This window comes from Serratia sp. KG1D, from assembly GCF_037150675.1.
GTDB classification, from domain to species: Bacteria; Pseudomonadota; Gammaproteobacteria; order Enterobacterales; family Enterobacteriaceae; genus Serratia; species Serratia nematodiphila.
This window is the reverse complement of record NZ_JBAGIH010000002.1, coordinates 197,282-211,947: the sequence shown is the minus strand read 5'-3', so window position 1 is coordinate 211,947 and position 14,666 is coordinate 197,282. Positions and strand designations below refer to the sequence as shown.

Annotated in this window: 9 protein-coding genes and 1 pseudogene; 4 read left to right on the top strand and 6 right to left on the bottom strand. The window is 57.8% G+C overall.

The window, feature by feature from the left end:
- Nucleotides 1-23 precede the first annotated feature (23 nt).
- The gene (gene ubiG / locus WFM45_RS12710) at nucleotides 24-749 is read right to left on the bottom strand and encodes a bifunctional 2-polyprenyl-6-hydroxyphenol methylase/3-demethylubiquinol 3-O-methyltransferase UbiG (RefSeq protein WP_004935909.1); all 726 of its coding nucleotides are present in this window, start codon (nucleotides 747-749) and stop codon (nucleotides 24-26) included.
- Between the two features lie 212 nt (nucleotides 750-961).
- On the opposite strand from ubiG, the gene gyrA reads away from it, so the two are divergent.
- Complete coding sequence (gyrA, locus tag WFM45_RS12705; protein ID WP_015378557.1) at nucleotides 962-3,604, top strand: DNA topoisomerase (ATP-hydrolyzing) subunit A; 2,643 nt, start codon at nucleotides 962-964, stop codon at nucleotides 3,602-3,604.
- A 166-nt stretch (nucleotides 3,605-3,770) separates the two neighbouring features.
- Nucleotides 3,771-6,632 carry a two-component system sensor histidine kinase RcsC gene (rcsC, locus tag WFM45_RS12700; RefSeq protein WP_033632526.1) on the top strand — a complete coding sequence of 954 codons (2,862 nt, stop codon included), beginning with the start codon at nucleotides 3,771-3,773 and terminating at the stop codon, nucleotides 6,630-6,632.
- Nucleotides 6,633-6,693: 61 nt separating this feature from the next.
- On the opposite strand, the pseudogene rcsB reads toward rcsC, so the two are convergent.
- From rcsB to WFM45_RS12680, 4 genes and pseudogenes are all read right to left on the bottom strand, one after another.
- A pseudogene (gene rcsB, locus WFM45_RS12695) lies at nucleotides 6,694-7,344 on the bottom strand (response regulator transcription factor RcsB).
- Nucleotides 7,337-10,039 (bottom strand): phosphotransferase RcsD, encoded by a 2,703-nt coding sequence (gene rcsD, locus WFM45_RS12690; protein ID WP_085337394.1) that lies wholly within the window; start codon nucleotides 10,037-10,039, stop codon nucleotides 7,337-7,339. The pseudogene rcsB and the gene rcsD overlap by 8 nt, the downstream one beginning before the upstream one ends.
- 20 nt (nucleotides 10,040-10,059) lie before the next feature.
- On the bottom strand, nucleotides 10,060-11,214 hold the full coding sequence (locus WFM45_RS12685; protein WP_031300733.1) for an MFS transporter: 1,155 nt from the start codon (nucleotides 11,212-11,214) through the stop codon (nucleotides 10,060-10,062).
- Nucleotides 11,215-11,268: 54 nt separating this feature from the next.
- A complete protein-coding gene (locus tag WFM45_RS12680; protein ID WP_072010097.1) occupies nucleotides 11,269-11,676 on the bottom strand; it encodes a DUF4186 domain-containing protein in 408 nt (135 codons plus the stop codon).
- A 695-nt stretch (nucleotides 11,677-12,371) separates the two neighbouring features.
- Here WFM45_RS12680 and ompC point away from each other — a divergent pair.
- Nucleotides 12,372-13,502 (top strand): porin OmpC, encoded by a 1,131-nt coding sequence (gene ompC / locus WFM45_RS12675; protein ID WP_031300730.1) that lies wholly within the window; start codon nucleotides 12,372-12,374, stop codon nucleotides 13,500-13,502.
- Between the two features lie 151 nt (nucleotides 13,503-13,653).
- On the top strand, nucleotides 13,654-14,070 hold the full coding sequence (locus tag WFM45_RS12670; protein WP_082996570.1) for a VOC family protein: 417 nt from the start codon (nucleotides 13,654-13,656) through the stop codon (nucleotides 14,068-14,070).
- On the opposite strand, the gene WFM45_RS12665 is transcribed toward WFM45_RS12670, so the two are convergent.
- Entirely contained in the window at nucleotides 14,064-14,642 is a 579-nt protein-coding gene (locus tag WFM45_RS12665; RefSeq protein WP_033632529.1) for a TetR/AcrR family transcriptional regulator, read from the bottom strand. The genes WFM45_RS12670 and WFM45_RS12665 overlap by 7 nt on opposite strands.
- Between the last annotated feature and the right edge of the window lie 24 nt (nucleotides 14,643-14,666).

Below are 14,666 nucleotides of genomic sequence, written 5' to 3'. Positions count from 1 at the left end.
AGGGCCGGCGCGGTTTACAGCGCTCAACCTTCGTGCTGGGTGTGCACCATGTAGTTCACGTCAACGTTGCGTCCAAGCTTGAAATGATCGGTGATCGGGTTGTAATGCAGGCCGATCATGTGCTTTTCGCGCAGCGGCGTGCCGTCGACCCAGCCGATCAATTCGGAAGGGCGAATGAACTTCTTATGATCGTGGGTGCCCTGCGGCACCATCTTCAGCACGTACTCCGCGCCGATCACCGCCATCAGCCAGGCTTTGGTGTTGCGGTTGATGGTGGAGAAGAACACGTGGCCGCCCGGTTTCACCAGTTGGGCGCAGGCGCGCACCACCGAGGCCGGATCGGGCACGTGCTCCAGCATCTCCATGCAGGTGACCACGTCGTAGCGCTGCGGGTTGGCCTGAGCGTGGCTTTCCACCGTCTCCTGCACATAGGTGACGTCCATGCCGCTTTCCAGCGCGTGCAGCCGGGCGACCTGCAGCGGCTCCGCGCCCATGTCCAGCCCGGTTACCTTGGCGCCTTCGCGCGCCATGCTCTCCGCCAGAATGCCGCCGCCGCAGCCCACGTCGAGCACCTGCTTGTCAAAAATGCCGCCGGCGCGCTGCATGATGTAGTTCAGGCGCAGCGGGTTGATGCGGTGCAGCGGTTTGAACTCGCCTTCCAGATCCCACCAGCGGGAGGCGACGGCCTCGAACTTGGCGATTTCCTGGTGGTCAACGTTTTGCACTCGGCTGGATGATTCTGCGTTCATGGGCTTGTCTGGCTCCTTGTTCTCGTTGCGCGGATTATACATGTTCCGGCGCGGCATCGTCTGTGCCGATGCGTTTTTAGCGCACTTATCTGCACAATTTCCGTGAAACAGCGGCGGTTATTTTCCCGTAAAGCGTGCTTTGTGATATAGTTTTACACCTTTGCCACTATGGCAGCGGGCAGATGAATCATTAGTAGAGGGATAGCAGCTCCATGAGCGACCTTGCCAGAGAAATCACACCGGTAAACATCGAAGACGAGTTGAAAAACTCGTATCTGGACTATGCGATGTCCGTTATTGTCGGACGTGCGCTGCCAGATGTTCGTGATGGACTGAAGCCGGTTCACCGCCGCGTTCTGTACGCGATGAGCGTATTGGGTAACGACTGGAATAAACCATACAAGAAATCGGCCCGTGTCGTCGGGGACGTGATCGGTAAATATCACCCGCACGGTGACAGCGCGGTTTACGACACTATCGTGCGTATGGCTCAGCCGTTTTCACTGCGCTACATGCTGGTGGACGGCCAGGGTAACTTCGGTTCCGTCGACGGCGACTCCGCGGCGGCGATGCGTTATACCGAAGTGCGCATGTCCAAGATTGCTCACGAACTGTTGGCGGATCTGGAAAAAGAAACCGTCGACTTCGTGCCTAACTATGATGGCACCGAGCAGATCCCGGCCGTCATGCCGACCAAGATCCCGAACCTGCTGGTCAACGGCTCGTCGGGCATCGCCGTGGGCATGGCCACCAATATTCCGCCGCACAACCTGGCGGAAGTCGTCAACGGCTGCCTGGCCTATATCGACGATGAAAACATCAGCATCGAAGGGCTGATGGAACACATCCCGGGGCCGGACTTCCCGACGGCGGCGATCATCAACGGCCGCCGCGGCATTGAAGAGGCCTACCGCACCGGGCGCGGCAAAGTCTACCTGCGCGCGCGCGCGGAAGTGGAAGCCGACGCCAAGACCGGGCGCGAAACCATCATCGTTCACGAAATCCCGTATCAGGTGAACAAGGCGCGTCTGATCGAGAAGATCGCCGAGCTGGTGAAAGAAAAACGCGTAGAAGGCATCAGCGCGCTGCGTGACGAGTCCGATAAAGACGGCATGCGCATCGTGATCGAAGTCAAACGCGACGCGGTCGGCGAAGTGGTGCTGAACAACCTGTATGCGCTGACGCAGCTGCAGGTCACCTTCGGCATCAACATGGTCGCGCTGCATCAGGGGCAGCCTAAGCTGCTGAACCTGAAAGATATCCTCGAAGCCTTCGTGCGCCACCGCCGCGAAGTGGTCACCCGCCGCACCATCTTCGAACTGCGCAAGGCCCGTGATCGCGCCCATATCCTGGAAGCGCTGGCTATCGCGTTGGCTAACATCGATCCGATCATCGAGCTGATTCGCCGTGCGCCGACGCCGGCGGAAGCGAAAGTCGCGCTGGTGGCGCAGCCGTGGGATCTGGGCAACGTCAGCGCCATGCTGGAACGCGCCGGTGACGACGCCGCTCGCCCTGAGTGGCTGGAGCCGGAGTTCGGCATCCGCGACGGCAAATACTACCTGACCGAGCAGCAGGCTCAGGCGATTCTGGATCTGCGCCTGCAGAAACTGACCGGCCTGGAGCACGAAAAGCTGCTGGACGAATATAAAGAGCTGCTCAACTTTATCGCCGAGCTGATCTTTATTCTGGAAAGCCCAGAGCGCCTGATGGAAGTGATCCGCGAAGAGCTGGTGGCGGTCAAAGAGCTGTACAACGACGGCCGCCGCACCGAGATCACCGCCAATACTTCCGACATCAACATCGAAGACCTGATCAACCAGGAAGACGTGGTGGTGACCCTGTCTCACCAGGGCTACGTGAAGTATCAGCCGCTGTCCGACTATGAAGCGCAGCGCCGCGGCGGCAAAGGCAAGTCCGCCGCGCGTATTAAAGAAGAAGACTTTATCGATCGCCTGCTGGTGGCCAACACCCATGATACGATCCTGTGCTTCTCCAGCCGTGGCCGCCTGTACTGGATGAAGGTGTACCAACTGCCTGAAGCCAGCCGCGGCGCGCGCGGTCGCCCGATCGTCAACCTGCTGCCGCTGGAAGCCGACGAGCGTATCACCGCCATTCTGCCGGTGCGCGAGTATGAAGAAGGGCGCCACGTGTTCATGGCCACCGCCAGCGGTACCGTGAAGAAAACTGCGCTGACCGAGTTCAGCCGCCCACGCAGCGCCGGCATCATCGCCGTCAACCTCAACGAGGGCGACGAGCTGATCGGCGTCGATCTGACCGACGGCAGCAACGAAGTGATGCTGTTCTCCGCCAACGGTAAAGTCGTGCGCTTCCCGGAAACGCAGGTGCGTTCGATGGGCCGTACCGCGACCGGCGTGCGCGGCATCAACCTCGGCGAAGGCGACAGCGTGATCTCACTGATCGTGCCGCGCGGCGAGGGCGACATCCTGACCGTGACGCAAAACGGCTTCGGTAAACGCACCGCGGTGACCGAGTATCCGACCAAGTCACGCGCCACCCAGGGGGTTATCTCCATCAAGGTGAGCGAGCGTAACGGCCAGGTGGTCGGCGCGGTGCAGGTGGAAACCAGCGATCAGATCATGATGATCACCGATGCCGGCACGCTGGTGCGTACCCGCGTTTCGGAAGTCAGCGTGGTCGGTCGTAACACCCAGGGCGTGACGCTGATCCGCACGGCGGAAGACGAAAACGTCGTCGGTCTGCAGCGCGTGGCCGAACCGGTGGAAGACGAAGAGCTGGACAGCCTGGAACCGGGCGCGGAAGCGGTGGAAGAAGACAGCACGCCGCTGGACGATGGCGACGACGCGGCTGAGCCGATGGACGACGACAACGTTTAAGCAAGGTGAGGGCGTCGGCATGCCGACACCGTAATGCACTGAGACAAAAGGGCCTGGCAGCGATGCTAGGCCCTTTTTCAGTTATATGGTTTAATTGGCGCACCGAGCCGCCGGCCGCCGCGCCGGCGACAACGCGCGCCGTCACTGACTTTCGTATGGTATCCGATTGAAATACTTAGCCTCTTTTCGAACTACGCTGAAAATATCCCGCTATTTGTTCCGGGTGCTGGCGATTTTGCTGTGGTCGTTGGGGGCGCTGCTCACCACCTTTTATATTCTGAATATCCTGCATCAGAAAGAATCGGACATCCGCCAGGAGTACAACCTCAGCTTCGATCAGGCGCAGGGCTACATCCGCCATTCCGCCGACATCATCCGCGACATCAAGTATATGGCGGAGAATCGCCTCAACGGTTCGGTCAGCAGCCTGGACATGTTCAGCGGCGTGTTTCCCGGCAAAGGCAGCCCGCCGCAATTCTTTCCGCTGTACCCGGAGTCCAACTGCGCGCTGAGCACCACCTACCGCAGTTCGCTCGATTCGCTGAGCGGCCTGATCCAGTATTGGAAAGAGAACTTCGTGGCGGCCTACGATCTTAACCGGGTGTTCTTCATCGGCGGCGACAGCCTGTGTATGGCGGAGTTCGGCGGCGGCAACGCGAGCGCCAATCGGGAAAACGTGCTGAAGTCCCTGCATGAGCGCATTCTGAAATACCGCAACGCCAAGAATCAGGACAAAGACAACAACCTGTATTGGATCAGCCCCAGCGCGCAGCGGCCCGACATCGGTTATCTGTATGTGCTGACGCCTCTCTATATCGGTAATAAGCTGGAGGCGCTGCTGGGCATCGAGCAAACCGTCCGGCTGGAAGATTTCGTTACCGCCGGCAGCCTGCCGATCGGCGTCACGCTGCTGGATGAGAATAACGAGCCGGTGCTGCGCCTGGCGGACGGCGATCGCTATGCCGCCTCACTTAACCACTATCCCGCAGATCATGCCTACTTCGGCTATGTCGACAATTACCGCGACCTGATCCTGAAGAAAGCGTTGCCGCCTTCGTCATTGAGCATCGTTTATGCGCTGCCGGTGAAGAGCGTGGTGGAACGCTTCAAGATGCTGATCCTCAACGCGCTGTTGCTGAACCTGTTATCGGCTATCGTGCTGTTCACGCTGGCCTGGCTGTTTGAGCGCAAGATGTTCTTGCCGGCGGAGGAGAACGCCTTCCGTCTGGAAGAACACGAGCAGTTCAACCGCAAGATTGTCGCCTCGGCGCCGGTGGGCATCTGCATCCTGCGTATCAGCGACGGCACCAATATCCTGAGTAACGAACTGGCGCATAACTACATCAACCTGTTGACCCACGAAGATCGCGATCGCATTACGCGCATCATTTGCGAACAGCAGGCGAATTTCGTCGATGTGATGACCAGCAACAATAACAACCTGCAGATCAGCTTTGTCCACTCGCGCTACCGTAACGAAGAGGTGGCGATCTGCGTACTGGTGGACGTCAGCGCGCGCGTGAAGATGGAAGAGTCGCTGCAGGAGATGGCGGCGGCGGCGGAGCAGGCCAGCCAGTCCAAATCGATGTTCCTGGCCACCGTCAGCCATGAGTTGCGCACGCCGCTGTACGGCATTATCGGCAACCTCGATTTGCTGCAGACCAAGGCGCTGCCGCAAGGGGTCGATCGGCTGGTCAACGCGATGAATAACTCTTCCGGCCTGCTGCTGAAAATCATCAGCGATATTCTCGATTTCTCCAAAATCGAGTCCGAGCAGCTGAAGATCGAACCGCGCGAGTTCTCCTGCCTGGAGGTGATCACCCATATCGCCGGCAACTATTTGCCGCTGGTGGTGAAGAAACGTCTGGGGCTGTACTGCTTTATCGAACAGAACGTGCCGGAGCGCATTTTCGGCGATCCGGTTCGGCTGCAGCAGGTGCTCTCCAACCTGGTGAACAACGCCATCAAGTTCACCGATACCGGCTGTATCGTGCTGCAGGTCTGCACCCGCGGCAGTTACCTGGAGTTCAGCGTGCGCGATACCGGCGTCGGCATCCCGGAGAAGGAAATCTCGCGCCTGTTCGATCCGTTCTTCCAGGTGGGGACCGGCGTGCAGCGCCACTTCCAGGGAACCGGTTTGGGGCTGGCGATCTGCGAGAAGTTGGTCAACCTGATGGACGGCGACGTCTCCGTCGAGTCCGAGCCGGGGCTGGGCAGCTTGTTCAGCATTCGCATTCCATTGTTTAACGCCCAGTTCCCGATCCCGCAGGCCAGCGATACCTGGCAGGGCCGGCGGCTGTGGCTGGATATCCGCAATCAGCGCCTGGAAAGTTACCTGATGGCGATTCTGGGCGGCTACGGCGCCGATATCCAGCGCTATGACGGGCAGGATACCGCCGCCGGCGAGGTGATGCTCAGCGATTACCCGCTGATGCTGAACACGCCGCTGCTGGCTCAGATCCAATTCTCCACCGAACATATCGGTCCATCGCAGGAAACCCGGCCGGGCTATTGGATGCACAGCACCTCTACGCCGCGTGAAACGCTGACCTTAATCAACCGATTGTTCGGCGTCGGCCACGGCGCGGCAGAGGCGCTGGTGCAGCTGCCGGTGCCCGCCAAGGCCAGTGCGGCGGACAACGGCGATATTTATCTGCTGGTGGTTGACGATCATCCGATCAACCGTCGCCTGCTTTCCGATCAGCTGGGGTCGCTGGGGTATCAGGTGGTGACCGCCAACGACGGTGTCGACGCGCTCGGCGTGCTGAAACAGCACCATGTCGATATTGTGCTGACTGACGTCAATATGCCGAACATGGACGGCTATCGCCTGACGCAGGCGCTGCGGCAGATGCAGTTCAGCGCGCCGGTGATCGGCGTGACGGCGAACGCGTTGGCGGAAGAGAAACAGCGCTGCCTCGAGGCGGGCATGGATAATTGCCTGTCGAAACCGGTTACGCTGGAGACGCTGGAGCAGACATTGGCTTATTACAGCCAGCAGGTACGCTACAACCGCAGCGAGGCCTGAAAAGCAAACAGGCACGGCGGATGCCGTGCCTGTTTGGCGTTAACCTGCCGTGAGGCGGGCTTTAGTCTTTGTCCAACGGCGTCATGCTGACGGACGAGAGGTAGTTGAGCAGGGCAATGTCGTTCTCGACGCCCAGCTTCATCATCGCCGATTTCTTCTGGCTGCTGATGGTTTTGATGCTGCGGTTGAGTTTCTTGGCGATTTCGGTCACCAGGAAACCTTCGGCGAACAGACGCAGCACTTCGCTCTCTTTCGGCGACAGGCGTTTGTCGCCATAGCCGCTGGCGCTGATCTTCTCCAGCAGTTTGGAGACGCTTTCCGGCGTGAACTTCTTGCCTTTTTGCAGGGCGGCCAGCGCCTTCGGCAGATCGGTCGGCGCGCCTTGTTTCAGCACGATGCCTTCGATATCCAGATCCAATACCGCGCTCAGGATCGCCGGGTTGTTGTTCATGGTCAGCACGATGATCGACAACTGCGGATAGTGGCGCTTGATGTATTTAATCAGCGTGATGCCGTCGCCATATTTGTCACCCGGCATCGACAGATCGGTGATCAGCACGTTAGCGTCCAGCTTGGACAGATTGTTGATCAGTGCGGTTGAGTCTTCGAACTCCCCAACGACATTCACTCATTCAATTTGCTCAAGTGACTTCCGGATGCCAAACAGTACGATAGGATGGTCATCAGCAATAATTACGTTCAGGTTATTCATGTTGTTGGCTACCTTGCTTCAGCAGTCTGCTGACGAAAAAATCAATCTGACTGATGTTATTCTCGATCTCGGGCGCATCACCTTCTGCGATGCGCTGTTCTAACGATTCGCACAGCTGCTTGCCGGGAAGCAGATTTAACATGGCAAACACGCCTTTCAGGCGGTGTGCGGTTTGTGACAGCGCATTGAAATCACTGCTGCCCGCCTCAGTATACAGTTTTTTGACATCGTCGGGTACTGTATCGACAAACAGCCCATAGTAATCACTTGATTTCAATTGTTTTTCATAGAGTTGGATATCTTCTGAGCTCAATGAAAGCGGGCTTTCTTCCTGTTCCAGCGCGGCCATTTGCTGTTCGATCAGCATCAGCACGGCGTCGATTAATGCGCCGTTCAGATTATAGTTCACCCGAATGTAGCGTTTATCCAGCGCTTGCCAGCCCGGCTCATCGGTCGCCAGCAACAGGGTGTAATCATCGGCGCGCTGCGGGTTATCGGTCAGCAGCACGTCATAATCGCGGTTGACCGCGCGATCTTCGGCGACGAGGCAGTCGGCGCCGTAGGCCTGCAGCAGACGGGTCACGATGCCGCGCACTTCATCCGACGTGACGTCCAGCAAGGCGGTGACGCCGTCGAGCAGCTTTTCCTGCTCCTGCGGCTCTTTTTTCTCCATCTCCATGGCGACGCGAATGGTGTAGCGAGTGCCGATATCCACCTTGCTGCGAATGTCCAACTGGCCGTTAAGCTTTTTGCACAGCTGATTGCACAGGAAGAAAGTGAGGCCGGAACCGTGGTTGAAGCGATCCACCAGCGTCTGGCTGAGGAACGGATAGTTAAGGTTGCTGATCTCTTCGTTGGAGATGCCGGAGCCGGTGTCGTTGATTTGGAAAATCAGGCGGTCAGGGTGCTCGGGCTCATGGTCGATAACCAGAGAAACCTTGCCGCAGGCGGTGGTGATAATGGCGTAATGCACCAGCAGCGAGATCACCTTGCGCAGCGCGTTGGCATCGCCGATATAGTTCTGCTCGACGTCCAGCTGGAAATGCTTGAACAGCGCCAGCCCCTTTTGATTGAGGGCGGGCAGGGCTTCCAGCAGCAACTCGTCGATCATCGCCGCCGGGTTGAACGGCTCGCGCGTGGGTTGCCAGTCCTGGGTTTCCAGCCGCGTCAGCAGAGTGATGTTATCGATCAATCCCAGCACCGACGACGACGCCGCCGTCAGTTGGCCCAGCAGAGCCTGCTGTTGTTCCTCATCCGGCTGGTTGCGCAGGCTGTCGACCAGATCGTGCATCTGGCGCACCGGCTGATTCAGTTCGATGCCCAGGTTGTGCAACATCAGTTTGCGCGCCTGCACGTTCTTGTCGTATTCGCGCCGCGCCTGCTGCAGCCGCTTATTCACCATCACCTCTTTATCCTGATCGTGCATCAGGAACAGGTAGGTGTCCGGCGACAGCTGGCTGCGGAAAATGCGGATTTCATACACCTCGTTGTTGACCGTCGCCTGGATCACCCCGTGATGCTGTTCGGCCATATGGGCGATCTTTTGCAGGCTGAGGTGCGGCAGCAGATGCTCGGCGATTTTGTTGCTGGCGATCACCGTATTGTTGGCGAAGCTGTAGACCAGCAGGCCGGAGGGCAGGCTGGAGACGATCTCCTTATTCAGCGCGCGCTCGGCCTCCAGCTCTACCGCCATGTTTTCGCTCGGGCGAATGTACTGGCGGCGGATAAAGTAGATGCTCAGCATCGACAGCGCCAGCAGCAGCAGGTTGACTGCGATCAGCCAAATGTTGTTGCGCAGCAGATCAATGGCCAGATTGATGGCCGAAACGCGATACACCACCTTCAGCGGCGCATTGGGCAGAGCGGCGCTGAACTCCACCCAGCCGCCACTCATCGTCGCATGGGTACCGAGGACGGTTTCCGCCGGGATGGCGCTATCGTCGAGATCGACATCGTCCGGCAGCAGCAGGAAATTGGCGCGGGCCAGATTGGCCGGAATGATGTCGTTGATTGGCAAATCGAAGGCGATCACCGTCGCCAGATGCCCCGGCTGATTGAAAGTGGTGCGAATCGAAAACGAATAGGCGTTCTGGAAGCGCTGCTTGCGCAGGTCGGAAAAGCTCTCGCGTTCGTCGAGCATATTGGCCTGTTGCAGCATCTCGGCGCGGCGTTCGTCCGCCGAGGTGGTCAGGTAGCTTTCCCGAAAGCGCGAAGCCAGCTCTTTGAGCGGCTGGGTGGTGATCAGGCTGAGGCTATTGTCCTGACCATTGAGGTAATACATGGCGTAGTTCTCGGTCTTGGCGCCCCAGCGGGTGTCCAGGTAGTCCGAGATGTTGGCGATCATCGCCAGCGTGTTTTCGTCATGGCTGCCGAAGATCACCGCGTCGGTTTTCTTGTGCGGTTTCTCGACATAATAGACATCGGGCCGCAGGCGGGTTTCCTGCAAACCGGGATCGACATTCTGCGCCGGCGCATTGCCGAATTTGTCATAGACCTGATAGGTCATATAGCGGTAGGCATCGATACGCTTTTGCAGCGAACCGGCGATGCTGTTCAGCGTGTACTTCTTTTCTGCCAGCCAGGCGTTGGTGTAGTTGTAGCCATACAGGCCGATGCCGATCGTCAGCAGCACGATAAACAGCAGGAAGCAGCGGGTAATGTTGCTGGAGCTTATGGTCAATTGTTTATTTTGCATAGTGGCTGCGCATTCCTGAATCAGCGAGTGACGGCCCTGGCGCTGGCGGCCACCGCCAACAGCAGAGCGGCTACGCAAGCGAAGGCCACCGTCAGGCTGGAAAACTGAGCGATGAAGCCGATCAGCGCCGGGCCGGCCAGAATACCGGCATAGCCGACGGTGGTGACGGAGGCGATCGCCAAGTTGGCCGGCATGTCGCGCTGGTTGCCTGCGGCGCTGAACAGGATCGGCACGACGTTCGAGGCGCCCAGGCCGACCAGCATGAAACCGACCAGCGAAACGGTAGCGTGATTGAAGGCGATGGCCAGGCTCAGGCCGAGAGCGGCACACAGGCTGCCCAGCAGCAGCACCCGGTAGCGGCCCAGTGAGTTCACCACCCGATCGCCATTGAGCCGGCCAAGCGTCATGGTGATGGAAAACAGCGCATAGCCCAGACCGGCCTGGCTGTGTTCGACGCCGCGCAATGTGGTGAGAAACAGCGCGCTCCAGTCGAGCATCGATCCTTCCGCCAGAAACATGATAAAGCACAGAATGCCGATGAACATCACCCAGCCGCGCGGCAAGACGAACATCGGCCCGCCGTCATCGGCGCCGCTCTCACGCAGCAGATGGCGGCTGGCCAGCGTCAGCAGCGCGATCACCGCCAGCACGGTGAGCAGGGTGGATTGCAGCGGCGTCAGCCCCAGCCACAGCAGCGCGCTGACGCCGCCGGCGCCGGCAATGCCGCCGATGCTGAAGAAACCGTGAAAACCGGACATCATCGCCTTGCCGCTGGCGCGTTCGACGATCACCGCCTGCACGTTCATCGCTACGTCGATCATGCCGATCGCCGCGCCGAACAGCAGCAGCGCCGCGGCCATGCCGCCGAGGGAGTCCATCAGCGCCAACAGCGGCAGATCGATGCACAACCCGAGCCCGGCCATCAGGATCACCGCACGGCAACCCAGTTTGCCGGTCAGGAAACCGGTCAGCGGCATCGCCAACATGGAGCCGGCGCCGATACAGAGCAGCAACAGGCCGAGCGAGCCGTCATCGATACCGATGCGCGCTTTGGCGAAGGGGACCAGCGGCGCCCAGGCGGCCATGCCGAGACCGGCGACGAAAAAGGCCAGACGGGTGGCGATCTGTTGAGGAACGCCGGGCGTTTGCTGTTCATTGCACAAGGTGGCTGTCATGTAAGCGTCAGGATCTTGGGTCAAAAGAATGGTGAAAGTTACTGACAGTTTTTATCACAATCCGCGATCAGGGTCGAAAATATTCGTGCCTGACACATCTCTGGCACCGCCTCTGCGCACCAGCCACAGCGCGATAGCCTGGACAATATAGTCCTTTTGCTGTTCGTCCAGCGCGACGCCCTGCGGTATGCCGTGCCACTTTTCCAGACAGCCGCGGCAGCAGGTGGCAGTGGCGTGCTGGGCGACGAACACCGGGTGGCCACGCATCGGGGTTTGCTTGCCGTCGTTTTTAGGGTGGGCGGCGGCCAGGCGGCGGTCGATAAAATCGCGGGCATGGCTGAGGATCAGCGGCAATCCCTTACCCTCGAGATAAGTCTGGTCCTTGGCATTTAAACGGAAGCGAGCGCGGAAGGGGGAACTTTGCAGCCGCCGCCACAGCACGTCGGGTTGAAAGGACATCATGAATTTTACTCGCTGAAGGTGCGCTTTTTTCAGATTACCAGAACTGAATCTCTGCGGCTAATTTTGCCTGCGGCGGGAAATAATCGATGAGATAAAGCACGAAATGAAAAGCAAGTTCAATTTGTAGACTAAAATAAGGAAAAAGATTAGCAATTAGTGCGAAAGTAAATTAATGAAACTATATCATTAGGTTATTTATTTGCGTGCTATTTGTACGGGCTAAAATTGTGAGGAGAGTAGGGAGGAAAATAAAAAACCGGCCAGAAGCCGGTTAAAGGAATGCAGAAATTATCTTCGGATAATGAAGGTAATAATGAAAATAATGATGATAGCGAGGTGATTATAGCGGCTGCGCGTGGTTCGCGTTTTGGCACAATGTGCTTATTGTCTCGCTCAATTGTATGGTTGGCTTTTTTTTCTTAAAGATATGTATAACTACATGATTTTTTATCAATTAGTCTATTTTTTATCTTTAAGTGCTTTATTTTGTTTGTCTGTAATGTTTTGTGAAAGTTCGCGCGTATTTACATTTTGAAACCTTTATTAATTACAATGAAACACTATCGGATACTTGGTATCATTTTCTTTCTGGATTAATATAACCCTTGTTACCAGAATGGTAATGCACAGTCGTGCTAATAATGCTCGAAAAGGGCAGTGGCCGTAGCTCGACATAATTAACGAGGATAATAACGATGAAACTTCGAGTACTCTCTCTGATGGTACCCGCACTGCTGGTTGCAGGCACAGCAGGCGCGGCGGAAATCTACAACAAAGACGGTAATAAACTGGATTTGTACGGTAAAGTAAACGGGCTTCACTATTTCTCCAGCAACAACGGCGTGGACGGCGATCAGTCTTATATGCGTTTTGGCCTGCGCGGCGAAACGCAAATCAGCGATCAGCTGACCGGTTACGGCCAGTGGGAATATCAGGCGAACCTGAACCACGCTGAAAGCCAGGACAACAAGAACTTCACCCGTTACGGCTTCGCCGGTCTGAAATTCGGCGACTACGGCTCCTTCGACTACGGCCGTAACACCGGCGTGCTGTACGACGTCGCGGCGTATACCGACTTGCAGCCCGAGTTCGACGGTATGACCTACGGCGCCGACCAGTTCATGTTCCAGCGTTCCAGCGGCCTGGCGACCTACCGTAACAACGACTTCTTCGGTCTGGTTGACGGCCTGAACTTCGCCCTGCAGTACCAGGGTAAAAACGGCAACGGCGAAGAGACCAACAACGGTCGTGACGTTCTGGGCCAAAACGGCGAAGGCTACGGCATGTCCATGAGCTATGACATGGGCTACGGCATCAGCGCCGCGGGCGCCTTCTTTAACTCTCGCCGCACCAGCGAGCAGAACGGCGGTAACGGTCACCAGAACATCATGGGCCGCGGCGACAAGGCGGAAGGTTACTCCGGCGGTCTGAAATATGACGCCAACGATGTCTATCTGGCGGTGATGTTCACCCAGTCCTACAACGCGGCGCGTTTCGGCAGCTCCGACAGCAGCGTTTACGGCTACGCCAACAAGGCGCAGAGCTTCGAAGCCTATGCGCACTACCAGTTCGACTTCGGTCTGCGTCCGTTCGTGGGCTATAACCAGACCAAAGGTAAAGACCTGGGCCGCGCCGGCAACGGCAAGGACTACGGCGATCAAGACCTGGTCAAATTCGTCGACCTGGGTGCGACCTACTTCTTCAACAAAAACATGTCTACCTATGTTGATTACAAAATCAACCTGGTGGACAACAACGATTTCACCGACGCTGCCGGCATCAACACCGACAACGTGGTTGCCGTGGGCCTGGTTTACCAGTTCTAAGCACCAGCGTGTGAATGACACAGCGCGGCCTTCGGGCCGCGTTTTTTTTTGCCTATAAAGCACGGATTGATCCGTTGTCGGCTCGGGAAGCGCTTTGGCTCGCCTCCGTTCGACCTACGCTGTCAGAATGGAAAACAGAGCGGAGGCTATTATGGAACTCAAAATCGACAGGGTGATAGAAACGGTGCTGTACGTCAGCGATATTGAACGCGCGGACGCGTTTTACCGGGAGGTGCTGAAGCTGCCGACGATGGCCGCCAACGAACGGTTTCGCGCCTACAACGTCGGCGATCGAAGCGTACTGTTGTTGTTTATCGAAGGTGATTCGCTGCGTGGGGCGCACTACCCGACCGGGTTTATTCCTGCGCATGATGGCGTGGGGCCGGCGCATATCGGGCTGGCGGTGGCGAAAGAGCAGTTGCCGCACTGGGAACGGCATCTGGTGGTCAACGGCGTGGAGATTGAGGGGCGGATGCGCTGGGAACACGGCGGGGAGAGCATTTATTTTCGCGATCCCGACGCCCATCTGTTGGAACTGGTGACGCCGGGCATTTGGGCCAATTACTGATCGAACCCGCCTTGCGCCAACATGTTCAATGCGGCATTCAGCACCTGCAGCGCGGCCTGCGGTTGCCGCTCTATCTGCACTCTGACGATGGCGCCGTCGATCAGCATCGCCAGCATTGCCGCCCGCTGTTCCCGCTGTGGGCCGGCGGGCAGGTGACGCGCCAGTTCATCCGCCATTTGCCGTTTATGCCAGCCGGCGATTTGCAGGCTTTCCGGCAGCAGATCGGCGATTTCCACCGCCGTATTGATAAACGCGCAGCCGCGAAAGCGCGGATCGTCGAACCATTCCGCCAGGCAGGGCGCCAGCGCCGGCAGCAACCCGCCGGTTTGTGCCACATGGCGATCCAGCGCTGTGCTGAACCAGGTGAGCCACTGCTGGTGGCGATAGGCTAAAAACGCCGTAATCAAATCGTTCTTGCTGGGAAAGTGGCGGTAAAACGTCACTTTAGTGACACCTGATTCTTTGATGATGCGATCGATGCCGGTGGCGCGGATCCCTTCCTGATAAAACAGATCGTGAGCCGTCAACAGGATGCGCTGGCGGGCGGGTAAGGTATTGCGATCGGCGGTCATCATTTTCTCCCAGGCTATTTTCGA